Source organism: Myroides sp., assembly GCF_032073645.1.
In the GTDB taxonomy this organism is placed as follows: Bacteria; Bacteroidota; Bacteroidia; order Flavobacteriales; family Flavobacteriaceae; genus Flavobacterium; species Flavobacterium odoratimimum.
The window spans coordinates 66,075-89,667 of record NZ_DAMANB010000009.1 but is presented as its reverse complement, the minus strand read 5'-3'; the positions used below and the strand labels follow the sequence as shown (position 1 = coordinate 89,667).

The 23,593-nt window shown below is 33.8% G+C and carries 18 protein-coding genes; 12 read left to right on the top strand and 6 right to left on the bottom strand.

Annotation, left to right across the window (positions count from 1 at the left end; genetic code table 11):
• The first annotated feature begins 16 nt into the window (after nt 1-16).
• The 5 genes from RT228_RS08680 to RT228_RS08660 are packed head-to-tail and all read left to right on the top strand — an operon-like array spanning nt 17 to nt 3,258.
• Nucleotides 17-841: a thymidylate synthase gene (locus RT228_RS08680; RefSeq protein WP_025125323.1), complete on the top strand. Its 825-nt coding sequence runs from the start codon at nt 17-19 to the stop codon at nt 839-841.
• Nucleotides 842-864: 23 nt separating this feature from the next.
• Nucleotides 865-1,275 carry a 2TM domain-containing protein gene (locus RT228_RS08675; protein ID WP_006257243.1) on the top strand — a complete coding sequence of 137 codons (411 nt, stop codon included), beginning with the start codon at nt 865-867 and terminating at the stop codon, nt 1,273-1,275.
• 4 nt (nt 1,276-1,279) lie between these two features.
• Nucleotides 1,280-1,765 (top strand): dihydrofolate reductase, encoded by a 486-nt coding sequence (locus tag RT228_RS08670; protein WP_006262857.1) that lies wholly within the window; start codon nt 1,280-1,282, stop codon nt 1,763-1,765.
• A 12-nt stretch (nt 1,766-1,777) separates the two neighbouring features.
• Nucleotides 1,778-2,644, top strand: coding sequence for a hypothetical protein (locus tag RT228_RS08665; protein ID WP_016650209.1), 867 nt, complete (start codon nt 1,778-1,780; stop codon nt 2,642-2,644).
• On the top strand, nt 2,644-3,258 hold the full coding sequence (locus tag RT228_RS08660) for a deoxynucleoside kinase (RefSeq protein WP_006257240.1): 615 nt from the start codon (nt 2,644-2,646) through the stop codon (nt 3,256-3,258). Before RT228_RS08665 ends, RT228_RS08660 begins: the two co-directional genes overlap by 1 nt.
• Before the next feature lie 51 nt (nt 3,259-3,309).
• Here the strand turns inward: RT228_RS08660 and RT228_RS08655 are convergent, their stop codons facing one another.
• Complete coding sequence (locus RT228_RS08655; RefSeq protein WP_006257239.1) at nt 3,310-3,771, bottom strand: Lrp/AsnC family transcriptional regulator; 462 nt, start codon at nt 3,769-3,771, stop codon at nt 3,310-3,312.
• A 414-nt stretch (nt 3,772-4,185) separates the two neighbouring features.
• Between RT228_RS08655 and RT228_RS08650 the strand changes: the two genes are divergently transcribed.
• Both RT228_RS08650 and RT228_RS08645 read left to right on the top strand, forming a co-directional pair.
• A complete protein-coding gene (locus RT228_RS08650; RefSeq protein WP_006257238.1) occupies nt 4,186-7,302 on the top strand; it encodes a SusC/RagA family TonB-linked outer membrane protein in 3,117 nt (1,038 codons plus the stop codon).
• A 12-nt stretch (nt 7,303-7,314) separates the two neighbouring features.
• Complete coding sequence (locus RT228_RS08645) at nt 7,315-8,706, top strand: RagB/SusD family nutrient uptake outer membrane protein (protein ID WP_016650211.1); 1,392 nt, start codon at nt 7,315-7,317, stop codon at nt 8,704-8,706.
• Nucleotides 8,707-8,857: 151 nt separating this feature from the next.
• Here RT228_RS08645 and gldA read toward each other — a convergent pair whose 3' ends face one another.
• Genes gldA through RT228_RS08630 form a run of 3 tightly spaced genes read right to left on the bottom strand, consistent with a single transcriptional unit; the run spans nt 8,858 to nt 11,027 of the window.
• Nucleotides 8,858-9,754, bottom strand: a complete 897-nt coding sequence (gene gldA / locus RT228_RS08640; RefSeq protein WP_006257236.1) for a gliding motility-associated ABC transporter ATP-binding subunit GldA — start codon at nt 9,752-9,754, stop codon at nt 8,858-8,860.
• A gap of 36 nt (nt 9,755-9,790) precedes the next feature.
• The gene (locus tag RT228_RS08635) at nt 9,791-10,180 is read right to left on the bottom strand and encodes a DUF1634 domain-containing protein (protein ID WP_006257235.1); all 390 of its coding nucleotides are present in this window, start codon (nt 10,178-10,180) and stop codon (nt 9,791-9,793) included.
• A gap of 4 nt (nt 10,181-10,184) precedes the next feature.
• A complete protein-coding gene (locus RT228_RS08630; RefSeq protein ID WP_006257234.1) occupies nt 10,185-11,027 on the bottom strand; it encodes a sulfite exporter TauE/SafE family protein in 843 nt (280 codons plus the stop codon).
• A 181-nt stretch (nt 11,028-11,208) separates the two neighbouring features.
• Between RT228_RS08630 and RT228_RS08625 the strand changes: the two genes are divergently transcribed.
• From RT228_RS08625 to RT228_RS08605, 5 genes are all read left to right on the top strand, one after another.
• A complete protein-coding gene (locus RT228_RS08625) occupies nt 11,209-12,288 on the top strand; it encodes a chorismate mutase (RefSeq protein ID WP_006257233.1) in 1,080 nt (359 codons plus the stop codon).
• Between the two features lie 146 nt (nt 12,289-12,434).
• A complete protein-coding gene (gene rsgA / locus RT228_RS08620) occupies nt 12,435-13,400 on the top strand; it encodes a ribosome small subunit-dependent GTPase A (RefSeq protein ID WP_006257232.1) in 966 nt (321 codons plus the stop codon).
• Between the two features lie 83 nt (nt 13,401-13,483).
• Entirely contained in the window at nt 13,484-15,382 is a 1,899-nt protein-coding gene (locus RT228_RS08615; protein WP_006257231.1) for a DUF3858 domain-containing protein, read from the top strand.
• A 5-nt stretch (nt 15,383-15,387) separates the two neighbouring features.
• Nucleotides 15,388-17,367 (top strand): DUF3857 domain-containing protein, encoded by a 1,980-nt coding sequence (locus tag RT228_RS08610; RefSeq protein ID WP_006257230.1) that lies wholly within the window; start codon nt 15,388-15,390, stop codon nt 17,365-17,367.
• A 151-nt stretch (nt 17,368-17,518) separates the two neighbouring features.
• Nucleotides 17,519-19,486, top strand: a complete 1,968-nt coding sequence (locus tag RT228_RS08605) for a hypothetical protein (protein ID WP_006257229.1) — start codon at nt 17,519-17,521, stop codon at nt 19,484-19,486.
• 84 nt (nt 19,487-19,570) lie between these two features.
• Here the strand turns inward: RT228_RS08605 and RT228_RS08600 are convergent, their stop codons facing one another.
• Both RT228_RS08600 and RT228_RS08595 read right to left on the bottom strand, forming a co-directional pair.
• Nucleotides 19,571-22,381 (bottom strand): M16 family metallopeptidase, encoded by a 2,811-nt coding sequence (locus tag RT228_RS08600; RefSeq protein WP_286401739.1) that lies wholly within the window; start codon nt 22,379-22,381, stop codon nt 19,571-19,573.
• Nucleotides 22,381-23,586 carry a DUF4929 family protein gene (locus RT228_RS08595; protein WP_006257227.1) on the bottom strand — a complete coding sequence of 402 codons (1,206 nt, stop codon included), beginning with the start codon at nt 23,584-23,586 and terminating at the stop codon, nt 22,381-22,383. Before RT228_RS08595 ends, RT228_RS08600 begins: the two co-directional genes overlap by 1 nt.
• Nucleotides 23,587-23,593 lie beyond the last annotated feature (7 nt).

Sequence of the window (23,593 nt, the reverse complement as noted above, 5' to 3'; positions counted from 1 at the left end):
TATAGACAACACAACAATGAGACAATACTTAGACTTAGTACAACAAGTACTTGATAAAGGAACACAAAAAGGAGATCGAACAGGTACAGGAACCAAGAGTATATTCGGACACCAGATGCGATTTGACTTAGCAGAAGGTTTCCCTTTAGTGACGACTAAGAAAGTACATTTAAAGTCTATCATCTATGAGTTGTTGTGGTTCTTAAACGGAGATACGAATATTAAGTATCTTAGTGAGTATGGAGTGCGTATATGGGATGAGTGGGCTGATGAGAACGGTGATCTAGGACCTGTGTATGGATATCAATGGAGAAACTGGAATGGAGAAGGGATAGACCAGATAAAAGAGGTGATAGATACCCTGAAGAACAACCCTAACAGTAGACGTATAATGGTGTCTGCATGGAACCCTAGTGTGATGCCAGACACTTCTATCTCTTTTGCAGATAACGTAGCGAATGGAAAGGCGGCATTGCCTCCATGTCATTCATTCTTTCAGTTCTATGTAGCAGATGGGAAGCTGTCTTGTCAGTTATATCAGCGCAGTGCAGATGTATTCTTGGGAGTACCTTTTAATATTGCTTCTTATGCCTTGTTAACGATGATGGTCGCTCAGGTATGTGATCTAGAAGTAGGAGATTTTATCCATACATTCGGGGATGTGCATATCTATAATAATCATATAGAGCAAGTGACACTACAGCTAAGTAGAGAACCAAAGCCGTTGCCTCGAATGGTAATCAATAAAGAGGTGAAAGATATATTTAGTTTTAAATACGAGGATTTTACACTTGAGGGATATGATCCTCATCCTGCTATAAAAGGACAAGTATCTGTATAAACAGCGCAATAAAAATATAGCTTATGAAAAGAGATGAATCTTACGAAATGTATGAATATGCACGCAAACGATTAAAACAAAGAAAGATGTTATTCTTTCACTTCGTCGTATTTGTTTTAGGGAGTATTGCCATGTTTTGTTTTAACGGCTTAGTTCAGGATCAGACTACAGTTACGATTTGGTGGCCGTATGCTATCGGGATATGGGCATTGTTAGTATTCTTACACGCTGTGAATGTGTTAATCGTAGATCGCTTTATGGGTAAGCGATGGGAGGATAAGCAAGTAAGACGTTTAGTAGAACTACAAGAACAACGCATCAAAGAATTAAGAGCAAAAGTAGAGAAGGATTTTCCATTAGTAGATACACAGAGAGATTTAGAGCAAATCCAACAACCAACTCCTACTAGCTCACCAGAATTAGATAAAAAATAAAAATATGCTGACACTGATCGCTGCAGCTGCAGAGAATAATGCTTTAGGTAAAGACAATGATTTGTTATGGCATTTGCCAGATGATTTTAAACATTTTAAAGACTTAACGTCTCATCATTTTATTATTATGGGGAGAAAGACTTTTGAGTCTTTTCCAAAACCTTTACCTAATCGTACGCATATCATCATTACACGCCAAGAGGAGTACGAGGCTCCAGCATCGTGTATTGTAGTGAATAGTTTAGAAAAGGCTTTAGATTTAGTAACAGAGCAAGAAGAGAGTTTTATTATAGGCGGAGGAGAAATCTATAATCTAGCACTTCCTTTTGCAGATAAGATAGAACTAACTCGTGTACATACGGTATTAGAGGCAGACGCTTTCTTTCCTGTTATCGATCCTAAAGAATGGAAATTAGTCAGAGAGGAGTTTCATGATAAAGATGCAAAACATCAATATCCTTTTACCTTTTTGACGTATATCAAAAGTTAAAAAAAGTAAGTTATGAAAAAGATATTTTCTTGTTTAATTGTTGTTTTAGTTGTCGCTCTAGGATATGCTCAAAAACCTTCTAAAACAATATCTGAAAAAAAAGAAGCTTTAGAGAGTGATAAACCTGTTGTCATTATGGATACTTTGAGACTAAAGTTTCAAAGTAATGAAAATGTAGGTAAGGATCAGCAGTTCTTAGGTAAAGATATCTATGAAAGTACTTATCTAAAAGAAGGAGATGTTTTTAGAAAGAACACAAAATATAGTGGTACTTCTTATAAGAGTAAGAATTTTGACTCTCTTACCTTAATCGATATTACTAATCCTCTAGAACTAATGCTTTTCTATAAAGAAAAGAAGGCTTTTGTATTAGTCAATAGAGAATTAGCAGAACGCAATGTCATCGAATTAGGAGTTAAGTTTCCGACTATGGAGACTAGTTTTGCAGGGGTGAGTACGAAGCGTAATTATTGGTTAGTAAATGAGCGCAACAGATCAGTGAATTTATATAACAGTGTTACTTATGAGCTACACCGTGTATTTACTTTTCCAGAAGGAGCTAAGATTAAACAATATTTGACATTGCCTCATCTGTTCTTTTGGGTAGATGAAGAGAACGTATTACATGGAAATGACCTAGTCGGTAAAGAGGTTGTTACGTATAATCTAGAGACGGAATACGATTTAATGCAAATATTAGAGGTAGATAAATTACTTTATTCTTATAAAGATAAATTATACTTTGTTGATTTAAAAGCGAATAAGACTTCTGTTCTAGATACAAAAGAAAAAAGCATTTCAGGCTTCTTTTATGGCAATCAAAAATTGAGTATTTTTGACGGACAGAAAATAAATAATTACTTTATAAAATTACCGTAATGCATATAGCTATTGCTGGAAATATAGGCGCAGGAAAGACTACGCTTACGAATTTATTAGCCAAACACTATGGGTGGGAACCTCATTATGAGGATGTAGTAGATAATCCTTATCTAGATGACTTCTACCACCAGATGGACAGATGGTCTTTTAACTTACAAGTGTATTTTTTAAATAGCCGTTTTCGTCAAGTTTTACAAATTAGACAAAGTGGTAAGACGATTATCCAGGATCGTACGATATATGAAGATGCACATATCTTCGCGCCGAACTTACACGCAATGGGCTTAATGTCTAATCGTGATTTTCAGAACTACTCTTCTTTATTCGAATTGATGCAAGAATTGGTAGGAGCTCCAGATTTATTAATCTACTTAAGAAGCTCTGTACCTAATCTAGTAGGGCAAATCCAAAAGAGAGGAAGAGATTATGAAAACTCTATTTCTATCGAGTATTTAAACAAATTAAATGAACGATATGAAGAGTGGATTAAAGGGTATGACAAAGGGAAGTTACTAATTATCGATGTAGATAATTTGGATTTCGTAGAAAACCCAGAAGATTTAGGAAACGTAATCAATAAAATAGATGCGGAAATCAACGGTCTGTTTTAAAAAGAAATATAGAATATAAGAAAGCCCTGATGTTACGTCAGGGCTTTTCTTTTATAAGGGTACATTAGAGGTCTTCTTTATGGTCTGAATAACAAAAGAGCTTTTGATATTAGAGATAATTTCTAGTTTGGATATCTTGTGTACTACAAATTGTTGATAGGCTTGTACGTCATCAACTAGTAATTTTAAAAAGAAGTCATAGTCTCCTGCTATATAAGAAGCTTCTAATACTTCGTCTAATCCTTTGACATAGTTTTCAAATTCCTCAAAGAGGCTTTCTTGATGTCTAATCAAGATTACTTGACAATACACGATTAGTTTTTTTCCTAATAAATCGGGGTTGAGTTGAGCAGAATATCCTTGAATAATTCCTGTTGCTTCAAGCTTCTTTATTCTTTCGTGTACAGGTGTAAGTGATAGATTTACTTTCTCTGCTAGCTGTTTCGTCGATTGTTTTCCGTCTAATTGAAGTTCGATAAGTAGTCTTTTATCAATTTCGTCTATGTGTTGCATAGTTAATTTTTCTGTTTAGTGAAGTTTAGGATATGTAAAAGTAATGGTTTTTTCTTTGAAAGATATTGATTATAGATGTTTTTTCCTTAATTGTGGTTGTGTTGTAGAAAAAATATTTATGTGTATATCTTTGCACTGTTATATCAGATAAAAAATAAGTAAATGAAGATTATACAAAAAATAGTAAAACCTATTTCGAAATCATGCAGTACACCTGTTCTTGCTAAAAACTTCTCTATGTGTATGGAGAAGATGTGTGTACCCTTATGTGAAGAAAAGCTTTATTGATTTTTTGTTTTAATAACAGAAAAGGAGGCTTTGGTAGAGCCTCCTTTTTTTGTATCGTTTTTTTAAGCAGCAAAAAAACGATAGGTAATGTGTGTGCTGCTAAAAATAATAAAATTTTTAGTATAAATGAAAAGTATTAAACTTCGGCTACTAATAAGTAGCTTGCTACTGCTGTGTAATGTGGCTTTAGCACAACAAGTAACTGTGACAGGTGTGGTAAGTGAACAGGGGGGATTCTCTCTACCTGGAGTCTCAGTTATCGTAAAGAATTCAACTAAAGGAGTACAAACAGACTTAGATGGTAAGTATGCTATCGATGTAAATGAAGGTGATGTGCTTCAATTCGAGTACGTAGGTTTTAAACCTCAGTCTATTACTGTGACTAAACAGCGTGTAGTGAATATTAGCTTAGTAGAGGATGTGATAGGTTTAGATGATATCGTAATCGTGGCTTATGGGGCTCAAAAGCAAAAAGCTGTAGTAGGTGCAATTAGTCAGATCAAGAGTGATGCTCTAGATAAGCAAGTGTCTACTTCTGTAGTGTCTGCACTACAAGGAACAGTAGCTGGAGTGAATATCATAAACTCTAACTCTCAACCTGGAGAGAGCCCTACAATACGCATTCGTGGTATCGGTTCTATCAATGCATCAGCAGATCCATTAATTATATTAGATGGAGCTCCGTATTCAGGCTATATTAGCTCGATAAGTGCAGATCAGATAGAAAGTATCAACGTGCTGAAAGATGCGTCTTCTACAGCCTTATACGGTTCTCGTGGAGCTAATGGTGTAATCCTGATTAAAACAAAAATGGGTAAGCTAAATAGCCAACCAGACGTGAATATCAAGTTGAGTTCTGGAGTAGCATTCGATGCTGTGAAAACACACAAGGTATTAGATACTCGTGGGTATACACAGTATCTGTGGGAAGCCAGAAAGAATAACTATCAGTATGTGCTAGGCCAAGATGAAGAGACAGCACGTAGAACGGCTTCAGATGGGTTAGTAAGTTATTTTGGTTATAATCCATTTGGAACAGATCAACCTGTGGATTATAATGGTAATTGGACAGTTAAGAATCCGTTGTTATGGGAGACAGACTGGAAAAAAGAATTGCAGAGAAACCAAGCGTTTAGAAATGAATACAATTTTAATGTAGCAGGTGGAGGTGATCGTACGACTTATTTCCTTTCAGGTAACTACTTAAACCAAGATGGAATGATCAAGACTTCTAACTTTGAACGTACGACTGTTCGTCTTAATATAGAAAGTCAAGTGACAGACTGGTTACAATTAGGAGCTAATACTGCGTACTCTGCTTCTAATCAAAACTTCCCTGTACAGAGTGGTACTAACCTTTATAGCCCAATGGGATGGATCTATGCTATGCCTAGTGTATATCCTGTATATAAAAGAGACTTAAATGGACAAGTAGTATATGATGCTCAAGGAAGTCTGATCTATGATTATGGTAATGCTTCTAGTAAAGATATTAATAGTGTTCGCCCTATCATGAGTGGTGAGAATGCAGCAGGGATATTACAAAACAATAGTACTGTAATTAGACGATCTACGACGAGTTGGAATGGTTTTGCTAAGTTAGATTTGGCTGAGGGGTTATATTTCAGAACTAATCTGTCTTATGAAAAGTATGACTATGACAATAAAGAGTACAACAACTCTCAGTATGGTCAGGCATCTAGTGTGAATGGTCGTGTACTTAGATTCAAGGATACGTCAGAGACATTGAACTTTATTAATGCCTTACACTACGATAAGATATTAGGAGAACACCATATCGCAGTAGATGGTATCTACGAGGCTTATAAGTTTAAGAAAGATTTCTTTAATGCTTCTACTACAGGATTCTTACCTGGTAATACAGAGATAGGGAGTGGTACCTCATTAGAGGGTATTAATGGATACGATGTAGAGGATAGATTGACTAGTTATTTAGGTAGGGTAAGTTATGACTATGCAAATAAGTATTTTATAGAAGGATCGTTTAGACGTGATGCAAGTACTCGTTTTGATAAATCTGTTCGAAAAGGAAACTTCTACTCAGTAGGAGGATCTTGGATAGTGTCATCAGAAGATTTCTTAGTAGACAATAATACTATTGACTTATTAAAATTAAGAGTTTCTTATGGTGAGCTAGGAAATAATAATATCACAGGGAAGTATTTTCCTTACTTAAGGTTATTTGATACAGGTTATAATCAGTTAGATAATCCTGGGGTTGTATTAGGTGATTTAGCTGATCCATATTTGACATGGGAGAAAACAGCTTCATTCAATGCTGGTATCGATTTTAGTTTGTTTAACAATAGAATAGAAGGATCGGTTGATTATTATAAAAAGCGTTCTATAGATTTATTATTTGCTATTCCACAAGCTCCTTCTACTGGTAACTTAGAGATATTATCTAATGCTGGAACAATAGAAAACTATGGACTAGAGGTAAGCTTGACTTCTCATAATATACGTTCTGGCGATTGGAAATGGGATACTTCACTTAATTTCTCTATTGATAGAAATAAGATTAAATCACTGACGCAAGACAGTTTTATCAGTGGGTTAAATAGATGGGCAGAAGGTCGCTCTCTTTATGATTTCTATTTAAGAGATTGGGCTGGTGTAGATCCTAATGATGGATATGGAATGTGGTATAAGGATGTAGTAGATACAGATGGTCAAGTGATAGGAAGAGAAACTACAAAGGACTATAACGAGGCAACGCGTTACTATAATAAATCTGCTCTTCCAAAACTAGTAGGAGGATTTAATACGGCTTTATCTTATAAAAACTTTGATTTTAGTGCATTCTTTAATTTTAGTTTAGGTGGTTATATTTATGATAATGATTATTCGGGATTAATGAATGGTATGTCTATAGGATATCAAAGTTCACCTGATATAGTTAATCGTTGGCAAAAGCCGGGTGATATTACGGATATCCCAGTACTTATTAACTCTACAAATAACTTTGCTGCAACATCTACTAGATTCCTGTATAAGAATGATTATTTAAGATTAAAAGCATTAACACTTGGGTATACTTTACCTATCGAAAGTTTAGGTAAGTTTAAATTAAAACAAGCAAGGGTATATGTGCAAGGAGAGAATTTATTGACTTTCCAGTCACATAAAGGTATCGATCCAGAGCAAGCAATTAACGGGGTGACTAACTATCGTGTGCCTCTATCTGCAACCCTATCTGTTGGATTAAATATTAATTTCTAAAAGAGTAAATACGTGATAAAATCAATAATAAAAAGTATCGTAGCTGTATTGTTTATTAGCACAGTTACAGGATGTTCATCAGATTTCTTAGATGATCCAAAACCAAAAGATAGTATATCTCCAGAAGTAGTATTTGGGAGTAAAGAGGGGGCGACCTCATTCTTATCGGGAATTTTGAGATTACAGAGAAGCACTTTGATTAATGATGAAGCGTCTGGATTACATAGTATTTTATTTGCTCGAAGTGTAAAAGGAGCAGATTTGATACAAAAACAGATTTGGTTTGGCTCAGATTATGACTACCAGGTGTATTTAAGTACAGGGACTAGATCTAAGTTCTCATGGCGATTGCCTTATAGAATCATAGATCAAGTAAATAACTTTATTCAAGGAGTAGAAGAGAGTACAAAGATTAGTAAAGAAGATAAAGATGAGTTAATAGGTCAGGCTCTAGCTCTTAGAGGATATTATTACTTTCAATTGGCAATAGAGTTTGGAGATGCTTATTTATCTAATCAAAACGTAACATTTCCGCCGATATATACAGAGCCGACTACTATACCTAATCCATTTTCTACTAAGGAAGAGTTCTTTACTAGAATAGTAACTGACTTAGAAGAAGCTTCGTCTAGACTAGGAGGAGGTAGAATAAATAAATCGTATATCAATAAATCAGTAGCTCAAGCATTTTTAGCTCAAGTATATCAATATATGGGTAAATGGGATCTAGCTAAGAAGAATGCGAATGAAGCTTATGGAGGAAATATACTAAAAGTATTGAATGCAGAAGATTACAACAAAGGCTTTGATACGATGAGTGCGACAGAGTGGTTATGGGCATTGCCTCAGAGTGCTGATCAGTCTGTGTATTATAAATCACATCCACACGCTATGATGGATCATATAGCGGTAGCTTATCACGGTACGTTTATCAATGATGAGTTTGTGAAATATTTTAGCCCAACAGATGTGCGAAACTTGTTTAGTAATTTTTACGAAAAGCCTAAAGGAGATTGGCAAGAGTATGTGACTTCTAAGTTTAAATTCACATTCGAAGCTGATTTACCAGTTATCAGATATCCTGAATTGGTATTAATAGAAGCTGAAGCAGAATATCATTTAGGCAATGAAAGAAAGTCAAAAGAGATATTAGATGCTATTCGTCTAAATAGAGATGCAAAAGCTAAAGCTACAAGTGCTACTGGTACAGCGTTACTAGATGTAATCTTATTAGAGAGAAGAAAAGAATTATATGGAGAATGCGGAGTAGAGTGGTTCGATGCTAAGCGATTATTAAGAGGAATCACTCGTACAGGTAATCACAGAACTGTAGTATCTCTTCCTGCACAGGATAAACGCTTCCAGTTAGTCATTCCTCAAGAAGAGTTAGATGCTCGTAATTAATTGAATATTTATTTTTAAAAAAAGTATCCATTTTAGAATGGTATTTGGTTGTTGTTTTTAGTTAGCGTAAGAGGTTGTCATTCGTGACAACCTCTTTTTTTGTGTGGGTTGAGGTATAAAAAAAAACACCTCTACTAAGAGGTGTTTTTGCTTATTGTGTAATCTCTCTAAAGAGACTTTCTAGATTTTTGTTTTTTACTTGCATGGATAGTGTTTTAAGTCCATTCTCTTGAGCGAAGTCATATACAGTAGGTCTATAATCATTATCTATAGGGAACACTAATTCCCACTGTGTGTCATGAATATGATTTGCACGGATAAGGTTAGGGATTCTATCTATAAACTGAACCTCTATTTTAAAGTCAAATTCAACAGCTATTATCTGTTCATTTTGATTCTCTAACATAGATGAAAGCATTTGATCTGCTACTATTTGTCCTTTTTTGATAATAATCACACGGTCACAAATAGCTTCTACTTCTTGCATAATATGTGTAGAGAGAAATACCGTTTTATCCTTACCAATGTTTTTAATTAACTCTCTAATCTCTACTAATTGATTAGGATCTAATCCTGTGGTAGGTTCATCTAAGATAAGTACCTCTGGATCGTGAAGAAGAGCAGTGGCTAATCCTACACGCTGTCTATATCCTTTCGATAATTCACCTATTCGCTTATGCGCTTCAGGACTTAGACCTGTTAGGTTAATTACTTCGTCAATTCTACTTTTAGCTACTTTATAAATATCAGCGTTGAACTGTAAATACTCTCGCACATACATCTCTAAGTACAGCGGATTGTGCTCTGGTAAATAACCTATAGAATGCTGTACATTTCGCTGTTCTGTCTCTACGTTAAAGTCATTGACATAAGCTTGACCTTCATCACTGTGAATGTATGTCGTTAGAATCTTCATTAGTGTAGACTTACCTGCCCCATTAGGGCCTAAAAAGCCAGCTATTTGACCCTTTGGGATAGAGAAACTAATACTGTCTAAGGCTTTCTGTTCGCCATAAAACTTGCTTATATTTTTAACCTGTAGTGACATTATTTTGATTTATATGATAGTAACAAAAGTATATATTTAATGTGAAAATCCGAAAGAAACACTGAATACAATAATACCTATTACAATCAATGTGATAAATACATATAGCCAATCTTTCTCTAAGAAAAACGATAAAAGTGATAGAAATATTCTAAGCACAGGTGTTAAAAATAAAAGTAATATCCCCAAGAAGATAATAGACTCTCCATCTACCTGGGCTACTCCTGAAAAAATATTGTTTATCACGTTGATTATATTATCATCTTTTTCTATAAAATTAGTGAAGTTTACTTGTTCACTTCCTTTATTAGAAAAAAGAATAATGCCTCCTATACCAGCAACAGATAGGGCAGTCCATACTCCATATCGCAGTACATTACCAATTATAGATTGTAAGTCTGTGTCTGAAAATTTAGTTGTTCCCATAATCTTATATATTACCTGTTACTCCGTTATAAATCATATTAATCGCTAAAGCTAAGATTAGAAAAGCAAAGAATACTTTTAGTTTTTTAGGGTTGGCTTTTAGAAGTACTTTGGCTCCTACCATTGCCCCAACTAATACACCTATTATTACAGGCATGCAGATAGAGGGTTCTATATATCCTTTTTGAATATAGATAACAGAGCTAGCAATAGCTGTTACTCCCATCATAAAGTTACTTGTCGTAGTAGATACTTTAAAGGGAATCTTCATAATAGAGTCCATAGCAATTACTTTAAAGGCACCTGAGCCAATTCCTAATAGTCCAGACATCATTCCTGCAATCCCCATCATGCTAAACCCTCCAATAATATTCTTCATACCATATTTTACAGTCGTACCACTAGGGGTAGGGTATGAACTTACTAGTTTTAAGTTATGGGCAAGTTTGCTAGAGTTCTCTGGAGTGACTAAATGGTCTTCTTTTTTTCGAAGAGAATTGATAGAGGAAAAAGTAAGAGTTAATCCAAAAATAACTGCCAGAACAGAAGTATTTGCATTGGTAGAGATGATAGCTCCTATAACTGCACCTGCAGTAGTTGCTATTTCTAGAAACATTCCTAATCTCATATTGGTAATTCCTTCTTTGACATAGGCTGAAGCTGATCCTGAAGAAGTCGCTATTACAGCAACTAAGGCAGTTCCAATAGCATAATGCATATCAACACCTAAGAATACAGATAACAAAGGAATGATTATTATACCGCCTCCTAGTCCTGATAAAGAGCCTATGAAGCCTGCTGCAAATGCTCCTAAGAACATGATCAGCGTGAAAGTTAATAAGGTCATTTTTTATATTATTTTGTTCTTAAGTGGTTAAAAGTAATTATTTATCAAATAAATATCGAATAAAAGGCCAACTTTATAATTTAAAATAATATATTAGAGTCTTTTTTTGACAGTTTTGGTAAGTACAAAACCAAAGTTGTAAAAACGTCATTATATGTAAATACAAATTAATAATTAACCAATGGAAAAACTAAACATTAACAAGGATTGGTTGTCTTTATTCCAAGGACAAAATCCTGCAATAATTGCAGGTCCTTGTAGTGCGGAAACGCCAGAGCAAGTCATGAGAATCGCTAAGTCACTGCCAAAAGAGGTTAAAGTCTATCGCGCTGGGATTTGGAAACCTCGTACTCGTCCAGGTGGATTTGAAGGAGTAGGTGCCATTGGATTGAAATGGTTACAACAAGTTAAAGCTGAGACAGGAATGTTATTAGCTACTGAGGTTGCAACCGCAGAACACGTACAATTGTGCTTAGAGCACGATATTGACATCTTATGGATTGGGGCACGTACTGCCGTAAATCCTTTTGCTGTTCAAGAAATTGCAGATGTACTTAGAGGTACTGACAAAGTTGTTTTGTTAAAGAATCCAGTGAATCCGGACTTATCTTTATGGATGGGTGGAGTAGAGAGACTTGCAGAAGCAGGTATTACTAAATTAGGAGTTATTCACAGAGGGTTTAGTACTTATGAGAAAACGAAGTATCGCAATATCCCTGAGTGGCAAATCCCAATTGATCTAAAATTACATTTACCTAATATTCCTATTTTCTGTGATCCATCACATATTACAGGTAATAGAGATAAAATATTAGGTGTATCTCAGCAAGCATTAGATCTTAACTATGAAGGATTAATGATAGAGACACACTGTGATCCTGATAATGCATGGAGTGATGCTGCTCAACAAGTAACACCTGATCAACTAGGAGATATTATTTCTAAATTACAAGTGAGAAACGTAACGGATGAAACTGAAGAGTTCTTACAACAAATACAAGCTCATCGTATCCAAATCGATGATATGGATAGTAAGTTACTTGATCTATTGAGAAAACGTATGGCTATCTCTGATGCAATCGGAACATTGAAGAAAGAGAAAAACGTAGCTGTATTCCAACAAGATCGTTGGTTGAAAATTCTTGAAAAGATGCAAGAAGAAGGTAAACATATCGGATTTACAGAAGAGTTTATCACTGCTATATATACTGCTATTCACCAAGAGAGTATTCATAGACAAGATAAAATTATCAACAAATAGTAGTTGGTAATGTGAATTATAGAAGGGCTTTTACAGATGTAAAGGCCCTTTCTTTGTTTAAAGTATTGTATAGTAATGAATCAGGTTAACTAAGAATTGTCTTTAATCCTGTTTAAGGAACATATTTTTTGAAGTATATTTGCCATATGAATGGTATAGTTTACAAATCAACAGGTAGTTGGTACTCAGTGAAAGGTGAAGACGGCGTATTTTATGACTGTCGAATTAAAGGTAAGTTTAGGATTAAAGGTATTAAAAGTACTAATCCAATTGCTGTAGGTGACCATGTTCGCTTTGAACTAGAAACTACAAACGATGTTACTACGGGGGTTATTAATGATATAAAACCTCGTAAGAATTATGTCGTTCGTAAGTCTGTAAACTTATCTAAGCAAGTACATATTCTTGCTTCTAACATTGATACTCTATTCTTAATTGTAACCATAAATAATCCTGTTACGACTACAAGTTTTATTGACAGATTCTTGGTGACTGCTGAGGCTTATGGAATTAAGACAGTATTAGTATTTAATAAAATAGATACTTATTCTGAAGATGCTCTAGATGAGCAGTTGTACATGCAGTATATTTATTCTCAGATTGGTTATGAATGTTTAAGAGTATCTGCTGTCACAGGTAAAGGAATAGATGCTATTAAAGAAAGAATGGTAGGTAAGGTATCTACATTTACAGGGCATTCTGGAGTAGGGAAGTCTACTTTAATCAATGCTATAGAACCAGGATTACACTTAAAGACGGCTCAAATCTCAGAACAACATCAACAAGGACAGCATACTACGACATTCGCAGAGATGTTTGACTTATCATTTGATGCTAAGATTATTGATACTCCAGGTGTTAGAGGATTTGGTGTGGTAGATATGGAACCACAAGAAGTAGGTGACTATTTTCCTGAGTTTTTTGCTTTAAAGGATCAGTGTAAGTTTAATAATTGCTTGCATAGAGAGGAGCCATACTGTGCTGTAAAGGACGCATTGGATAGAGATGAATTAGCTTGGTCTAGGTATAAGACTTATATTCAGATTCTAGACGGAGAAGAAGAACATTATCGAACAGATATATATAAAGATGGAAAGAACCAAGACGAATAGTCTTGGTTTTTTGTTTTTATTTTGTATTTTATTAAGTTTTTTTTAACGTATATTGCGTGGTATAATTTAATAACTAAAAGAGAATGAAAACTAAGTATCTATTGCTATTTTTATTCATATACTTTTCTGCTTTATCACAAGATAACTACAATGTATCTAAGATAGAGCAAGATTTTATAGATAATGCATATACAGTCATAAATGAGAATATTGTAGACTTACAAATTTTTTCTATTGATAAATATACAATCAAGACAAGGAAGGTCGTAACTGTTTTCTCTGAGAAAGGTCTTAGTAGCCTTGATTTTAGTGAGATTTATGGAAGAAGTAATAAGATAAAACAGATTCAAGTTACTCAACTAGATGCTCAAGGTAAAATAGTTAAAGTATTCAAACAAAAAGATTTTAAAGACTATTCACTTAGTCAAGGAATGGCTATTACTGATATAAGGGTTCTTACTTTTGAGTTTAGACCAGTTCAGTATCCTGTAATATTTATATATGAGAGTGAAATAGAATCTCGTAACACTGCTTTTTTGCCAAAGTGGCAACCTATACAATATTTTTCTGAGTCGATTTTACTTTCTACTTTTTCTATAGAGAACAGTAGTGGTATTGTCAGTACTCCCTTGCTATACAATCCTGACTTTACGAAGATTACTAAAGTTGATCAAGGAAATAAAGTTACCTATACTCTCAAAGATTTTAAGGCAGTGACAAGTGAGAGTAATATGCCAAGTTCTAATAAGCTTTTGCCAAGTGTAGTTGTTACTTTAGGACAGGTCTCACTAGAGGGAATAAAAGGAGAGTTTACTAATTGGGAACAATTGGGTAATTGGTATTATCACAATTTTATTAAAGGAACAGAAGCTTTAACTCCGGAGACAATTAAGAAGGTAAATGAACTGACAGCAAATTTCACAGATGATATGGCTAAAGCTAAGGTACTTTATGAATATATGCAGAGCCATACACGTTATATCAGTGTACAGTTAGGAGTAGGAGGTTGGAAACCTATGTTAGCTAATGATGTTAAGAGATTAAATTATGGAGACTGTAAAGGGCTTAGTAACTATTATCGTGCCTTATTAAAAGTAGTAGGAATAGAGAGTTATCCAGTGGTGGTCTATGGTTCATCTAGTTCAATAGATATAAGAGAAGAGTCAGTTTGCCTTCAAGGCAATCATATGATTATAGCTATTCCTCTTAAGCAAGGCGGTTATCAATGGGTGGAGTGTACTAATAATCAACTGCCTTTTGGGTATATAGCTGGCTTCACAGATGATCGTCAGGTATTAGTAGTGAAGGAGAACGATAGTGAAATCGTGAAAACTAAGGCGTATACTAGAGACGAAAGCACACAGATCAGTAAAGGAATTTATTCTCTTAAAGTTAATGGAGATATAGAAGTTGCTTTAGATATTACATCTAAAGGAGGGCAGTTTGATAATAGAGTAGAGATGTATTATGCCAATTCCAGAGATAGGGAAAAGTATTATAAGCAAAGATTCTCTTCTTTTAATATTAATGAGTTTAAGGAGATTAATCTAAGTATTGATAATAATACAACATCGTTTGATGAGAAGTTCTCCTTTACAGGTGCTAAGTATGCAACTAAATTAGGAAATAGATTAGTGTTTTCTATTAACGGATGGAATGTAAGTAATAGTAATTTAAGTAATAGTAAGAATAGAAAACAACCATTGTATATCAGTTCTTCTTGGAAGGATGAGGATGTAGTAGAACTAGAGATTCCTGAAGGATATGTAGTGGACAATCTTCCCGAAAATGTCAATCTAAATACTAAGTATGGTGACTATAAAGTGACTTATCAGGTGCGAGACCAGAAGATATATTACACTCGTTTAAGCAGTGCAAATGAAGGATTATTTACTGTAGAAGATTATGATTTATATCGCAAGTATAAAGAAGAGATTCAAAAAAATGACCAAGCAAAAATAGTGTTGAAATTAAACCAATAAGGGTTATGAGAAAAGTATTACAGTTTACCATCAGTTGTTTAATTTGTGTGTGTACATATACTACACAGGCGCAGAACTTTTTAGGAAAAGTCACTGTTGAAGAATTACAAGAGACAGTAGATAAAATTGATCCAGAGGCTGAAGCTGCTGTTCTTAATGAGTATGGACGTGTATATTTTGATTATATTCCTAATGTTGGATTTAAGTTGGTTAGAGAAGTAAGTCGTAAACTTAAGATATATAAGAAAGAAGGACTGTCTTTGGCAGATTTTCAAGTTTCTTATTATATTGGGAATAAAGTGCTTGAGTCTGTGCGTATAAACGATGTATATACTTATAACTTGGTTGATGGAAAAGTACAACGAACTAAGATAAAGTCAAGCGCTATCTTTGACGAAAAACAAGACGAGAATTGGAAAACAAAGAAAGTCGTTGTACCAGACGTACGTGAAGGCTCTATAGTAGAGTATAGTTATACTGTGACTAGTGACTATTTTAGTTACATTCCCTCATGGGATTTTCAGAGAAGTATCCCTATTCATAGTACTGTATATGAGATTAAGATACCTGAATATTTTATTTATACTTCTAGAATAATGGGTGAAGCTAAAATCGATTCAAAGAAAACATCGGAGAAGAAGAGACTTTATCTTTCTAATGATAGAGGACCACAAGCACCATATTTTGAGTATACAGAATCTACAGGTATTTATAGTACAAGCAACGTAAGTTCATTAAAAGAGGAACCTTTTGTATCTAATATAGACAATTATCGATCTAGTCTTAAACACGATTTGTCAATTATTCGTTTTCCTAACGAGAAACCGAAGAATATATCGCTTAATGAAGGTGATTTAGTGAAGTCTATCTATGAGAATTCTTCTTTTTCAGGGCAGTTTAAGATGGATAAACCACTGAGTAAATTAATCAACTTAGAAGAGTATAAGAATCTAGATAATAAAGCGAAAATAGAGAAAGTATTAGCAAAAACTAAAGACATAATCTCATGGAATAAGAAGAATGGTTATTATTCAGAAGATTTAAAGAAAGCTTTAGAACAAAAGACGGGTAACTATGCTGATGTTAACTTTACTCTACTTACGATGTTGCGTTACGTAGGGATAGAAGCATATCCTATCTTAGTTAGTTCTATAGAGAATGGTATTAGTATATCACTACAGAAAACTTCTTATAACAGAGTGATTGTAGGAGCCATGTTAGATGGACAGGTTATTCTATTAGATGCTACAGAGAAGTACGGTAGCTTAAATGTGATTAGAGTAAATAATCTAAATTGGAAGGGACTAATGATACAGGACAAGGATAAATTTAAGGAAATCGATATGATACCTAATTTTTATTCTGTTACTTCGGAGAATTATACATTAAGTATTAATGAAAATGGAGTAACTATAGGAAGAGGAACAGAGCAATATAGAGATTATTCTGCATTATGGCTTCGAAAAGATATGGAAGGTAAAGGTGATGATGCGATAACTAAGATTTTTGAAGAAAGTTTTGACAATGTTGAGGTGGGAAATATAAATGTACAAGAGAAAGAGAATTCATTAATGCCCTTATCTGTAAGATTTGGTATGTCTAAGAAAGATGGATGTACAGTAATAGGAAATGAGCTATATGTCAAGCCGAGCATATTTTATAATTATAGAACGAATCCTTTTACTGCAAAAGAGAGAAAACTTCCTATTAATTTTATTTATCCTTTAATTTATATCTATAAATTCTCAGTAATTATACCACAAGGATATGAGATAGAATATTTACCAGAAGCATTAGATTTAAAAGATGATGAAATAGAGTTGGGGTTAGATTATAAAATACAGAAAGAAAACAATAACGTTACTTTCATTATACAATTTACAAGAGGAAGTTTTATAGAAGCAAAGAACTATTCTAAAGTGCAAACATTCTACACAAAGATGTTTGAAAAGTTAGAAGACCAAATAATATTTAAAAAGAAGTAAATTAAAACCAAGACGAGTAGTCTTGGTTTTTTTTATGTATTTAAAGTAGTAGTCTGATTAATTAAGAATCTTTTTGGTGTAAGTCCTCTTGCTATGTTGTATAATTGTGGTAAATTTTGACTTTATAATTACTACCACAAAAAATAAGATAATGAATAAAATAGCCTGTTTTTTATTTGTATTAATATGTTGTCTACAGACACCTTCTTATGGACAAGATTTCTTAGGAAAAGTAAAGCCAGCTGAATTAGCAGAGCTAAGTAATACCTCTTTCGTTAAGGATAAAGCGGTCATACTACAAGAAGAAGTTAGAGTAGATTTTGAATATTCTGATGAATATGGTTTTAGAGTGAATGAGACTGTATCACGTAAAATCAAATTATATGATGAGGTAGCTAAGGAAAAGTTGAAGTTCGTGGTTCCTTATGCACCTAAAGGATACGCAAGAGAGGATATGACTATTAATGTATCTAATATATATCGATTGGTAGATGGTCAAGTGGTAAAACAGAAATCTCCAAAACAAAATCTAATTGATGAAGATAAAGGTAATTGGAGAGAGAAGGGAGTGAGTTATAATGATGCGAAAGCAGGAGATATTATAGAGTATTCGTATATTAAATCTACAAACTATATAGATGAGTTACCAGAGTGGTATATACAGAGTGATATGCCTAAAGAAAGCGCCAGTTATAAAGTAGTAGTACCAGAGTACTTTTTATATAGCATCATAAAAAAAGGAGATATAAAACTAACAGAACAAGAGTATAATAGAAGAGTCTCTTTTCGTGGGGTGAATGGCTTTATGATTAAGTCTGAAATCAATGCTATAGAAAAAACGTATAAAGCACAATTAGTACCTTCTTTTATTGTAGAGCCTTATCTAGATAATCCTGCGAACTATATTTCAACAGTGCGCTTTGATTTACAACAAGTACAGTTCCCAGGTAATTCTGCGGAAAAAGTAATGCAAACGGAGAAAGAGTTTTATGCTGACTTACTTAAAAATAGAGGGTTTGGTAAAGAATTAAAACAAGATAAGTTTCTTAAAAAAGAAATTAACCTAGAAGAATATAAGGGACTAAGTATAGAAGCTCAGATTTCAAAACTATTAAATGTAGTACAGAGTCGAGTAACATGGAATCAAGAATATGGACTTTTCACACAGAATGGTATCAAAACTACTTTCTATAAAGGGACTGGAAATAGTGCTGATGTGAACTTACTATTGACAGCCATGCTAAGATATGTTGGTATAAAAGCTAATCCAGTATTATTGAGTACTAGAAGTAATGGTGTGAAAACCGCTTGGCAACGCAACTATTATAACCATATTATTACTGCTATAGAAGCTGATAATAGTATTTATTTAGTAGATGCTACGAATAAGTATACGACTCTTAATATCTTATCATTAGATGATTTAAATGGTACAGGTACTATACTATACGACACTGGGGCTATTATTAAAGTGAATCTAATGCCTCAGTTCATTTCTAGTAAAGAAGTGAAGTATCAGATCACTCCTAATTTGAATGGAAGTATTTCAGGTCAGATTATAGAGAACTATAAAAACTATCGTGCTCTAGAGTTTAGAAATATGTATGATGGTAGTGAATGGAGATTTGGGAAGTGGTACGAGAGTCAGTACGTAGGGATGAATGTAAGTAGTACACGTGTGTATAATGGTGATAATAATGAGAAGGATGTAAGAGCAGTATTCTCGTTCAGTAAGCAGAATGGTGTATTGTTTCTTAATGATAAGTATATTATTAATCCATTTCAGTTCTACCCATTGTATTCTAATCCATTTAAAAACGAATATAGAAACAATCCTATTTACATAGGGTATCCAGAGTTAGACAATTATCTAATGGGCATAGTGATTCCAGAAGGGTATAAAGTAAGTACTCTACCTCAAAACTTTACTTTAAAAAGTGAGCAGACAGGTCTAGAAGTACAAACTAAGTTTGAGGTAAAAGACAATCAAGTACTGTGTAGTTTGATTTTTATTAAAGCTAAAGGAGTGATTGATTCAAAAGACTATGACAGCGTGAGAAATGTGTATACTCAATTATTAGAACAGTTAAAAGCACAAGTTACCTTAGAGAAGAAATAAAAATAAGGCTACCTGATTCAGGTAGCCTTATTCAATTATTATTAGTAAAGAGAAAATAAAGTGGAGCAATAACCACTTGTTATTTTACTGAGGAGTGAGTATAAATACTCCGTAAGTAGAGGTGTTAAATATAGATTTTGAAATCTCTTTAATGTCTTCAGGAGTGATGCTATTTAGTATTGCATCATAATTATTAAAGTCTTCAAGAGAACCAAAGTTTAATAGAGTTTCTCTAAGTTTTTCTACCCATTGGAATGTACTCGTATCTGTTAGATGTAAGCGTTTATTATTTAGAATGGTCAATTTCATTTGTTCTAGTTCTGTTTTAGAAATACTTTGTGTTTGAAGTGAATGAATAACTTCTTTAGCTAAGGTCTCTAATTTATCTATATCATCTAAAGAGGTAGAGAAGAATAAACTAACAGAAGTTCTAGGCTCAGGGTAAACTTCTACGTCTAGAGCGGAATAAGGAGAATATACTAATCCTTCTTTTTCTCTCGATAGTGTTAAGAACTGGTTGTTAAACATCTCTCTCACGATATGAGCCATCATGCTCTCTTTTAGAGTAGGTTTAATTGTTCCATTGAATACTATTGTGACATCAGGTCTTTCGATATCACTACTCGTTAGTGTAGCTCGTGTTATTTCTTCTTTTACGAATGCCTTAGATGAATTAGCACCGTTTTTATCTACTTGCTTTGGAGTATTATTTAAAGCACCGAAGTAAGCGATCGCCTTCTTCTTGATATCATCTGTATCAAAATTCCCTGCGATAAGTACATACACTTCTTCTAGATTAGCAAATGATTGATTGTATAAAGTAAAGAAACTATCTAGATTAACTTTCTTCCAGTCTTCTATCGTTGTGAGCTCTTCAGAGAATAAACTACCTTCTTTTTTATATTCTTCTATTTGATGTCCTATTTTGATAGCAGGATTATCTAATAAAGAAGAAGACTTAGTAGTTGTATCTATAGAAGAGACACTTTCCTCTATATATTCTTTAAAATCCTGTTGAGGTGTGATATAGTCATATAACTTTCTATACGTCCATTCAAAAAGGTCTTTGCTATTTCCTTTTCGCGAAGAAGTATTGATAATGCTAGCATCCTTATTTATACTCACGAGTGTAGATATCTCTCTATCAGATCCCGCTTGCATATATCCGTCATTAGTAAAGCCGTGTATCCAAGAAGAGTCTATAAAATATCCAGCATCTTGATAATATTTTTGTTCAGATGTAGGTATTTGATTTAGCCCATTTCTTGTGAACAAAGTCATGATATAATTATCATCTGTTGCCTTTGTTGGTTTAATACCTATGCGTAGCCCATTCGCTAATGTTAGTTCTGTAAGGTTGATATCCGCATATAGCTGTTCTTTTACAGCTATATCAGTTGTTGCTTTTTGTATAGGAGGCATTGTTCTCCAGTGGAATGAACCACGTGGTCTTTCGTACGTCTTCTTTTGTTTAGCAGATTTGAATACTAATGTTTTTGTACTTCCTTCATTCCAATACTTGTTTAGTTCATCAGCAGAGTCTATGGAGAACAAACTATCATTATATGTAAGTAGATATAGGTTCTCTTGATCAGTAGACCATGTGTTACTGTGTTTACTTTCTATATCTTTTGTGGTGATAGTAGGGAGTAACTCAGTTAGTAAAGCATGTCTTTCTATCGAAGATAAGTAGTGGCTATTCACTACGACCTGATCAACATAAGCATTGGTGATATAAGCAATATCTTCGTCTTCAGAAGGAACAGAGTGGTTCAGTAGATGTTGCTTATAATGTTCAAGCTCTTTTTTGTGAATACCTTTTACAGACATTGTGTTTAATGTACTAGCTACTAAACTTATACGGTTCTGTAATTCTTCTTCTGACTTAGCCTGTATTTCTATAGCATTTTCATTTTTATTCGGTAGATACCATAGACTGTGAGCAGTAGCAGTGCTCTTGCTCATAGACAGTTTCTTATTGATCCATTGTTTATAGATTTGTTCTATAAGCTGTTGTCTGTAATCTTCTTTAGAAGCTAAGAAAGGTGCTTCTGTAAAGCGTACTATTTCTAATTTATTAGAATTTATAGTCGTATTGCTCTGCTTTTCTAATAGGTCAGTATAGACAGGGCTAAAAGTGTTTTCGCTTTGTTTTCTATCTAGATTCGACTGCCCTTTAAAAGAACTGAAGTATTTGTTTATTTGCTCTATAGCATCTTTAGTATTCACCTTACCTACGATGATTATAGTAGCTAGAGCAGGATTATACCATCGTTTATAGAATGCTCTAAGCTTTACAGGATCTAGATTTAGAATCTCTTTTTCAGTAGCGATAGGCAATCTATCTAAGTGAGGAGTACCTTCTAGTTTTTTGCGGTTAAATAAAGGCTCTGTACCAAAGTCTTTAATCTCTTGGATAACGATTCTTCGTTCTTTTTCTATTCCCTCATTATGGAGATGTGACTTCCCTAAGAAGTTAGCTAGTATATTTATTGCTAAATCCTGTTGTTTGATATCTAAGAGAGACAGATCATATACGGTGCGCTCATAAGTAGTATAAGCATTGATATCTCTCCCAAACTGATAGCCTAAACGCTGTAATGTATCAATAGCTTGTCTACCTGGGAAGTCATCACTACCATTAAAGATCATGTGTTCTAAGAAATGAGCAAATCCTTTCTCATCATCGCGTTCTTGTAGTGATCCTACATTTAAGACTAGACGATATTCTGTCTTCTGTTGAGGTATAGGATGGATGATATAGTTTAGCCCATTGTCTAATGTTCCATAAATTGCTTTTTCTGCTTTAGGCAATGGAGAAAAAGTACCTTGCCCTACTACAAGCAGAGGGCAAAGTACTAAAGCAAAGAAATATAGTATTTGAGTACGTTTCATTATTTTAATTTGTATTCTGTTTTAACTTGGATATATCCATCAGCATTGTTATGAATGAATATAAACTCAAAAGTAAACTTACTATCTGTCAGTTTAGCTTTTGATTCTTTCCAAGTATAATTGTCATAATCGTCTTCTATTATTTGATCTACATTGATATGATGTGCAGGGTTAATAGAACCTCCCATTTCATAGTTTTCAGTAGCCATTAAATCTCCTGCATCTAGTAGTTTTTTAAACCTATCCCAAGCAGAATATTTAAACTCAAAAGGTACAGCTAGATATTCATCATTATATAAGTTCTTTAGTGTTGATATAAAAGATACTTCTTTAGTATTAATATCTATGGCGATATGGTTAAGTGTCACCTCAAATGACTCTGTAGAAGTACGTGTTAATCCTACAGATTTCATTACTTCTTTGTTTTGTGGAGGAGCATCAGGTCCAGGGTTATTCCAAAACTCTAAATCATCAATAGTTAAGTCTCTAAACATTTTGTAGAAATAAGCCTCCAGTCCCATAGCATTAGAGGTCATTTTAAGAACAGGTTTATCTGTTGTGGCTAATTCGCTTAGTGTTATTATCGTCTTACCTGTTAGAATAGTAGTATAAGGTAGGTTAAATACTTCTTGTACGCCCCCTCCAGGATATTTAACCTCTGTAGTGACATTTATTTCTCCTAGTAGAGGGTATAAATCCAATCCTTTTTCTTTATAACCGTCTAGTAAAGCAATCTGTTCTTTCGTTAGCTCATCTATAACACTCAAGGGTAATACTGTAAAAACAAGAGGTTTTTCTAAAGGAATAGTTGTATTGTTTTCTACTAAATTTAGTTTTATTCTTTTTGCTTCAGTGATAGTACGAGCTGTTTTACTTTTAAGTGTAATTACTGCTTTCTTCTCACCTGGAGCAAAGGTGATAGTTTGATTCTTTAATTCTAAAATATCTTTGCCTTGCTCTTGATTATCTTCCAGACCAAAAGTTAAAGTGATGGTCTGATGTGTTTTTTTAACTAGTAATACTTCTATGGAGATCTCATCTTCCCCATTGTTTTTTAGCACCGTGTTTTGGGTAGATAGATGAACTTTATTTTCACCTAAGTATTCTTTAGTAACCCCATCATCTTTACTACAGCTACTTAAAGATAGTGTAGTTAGGAGTAGTATAGTGAATGACTTTACTATATGTTTAAAACTTGTTTTCATCTTACTT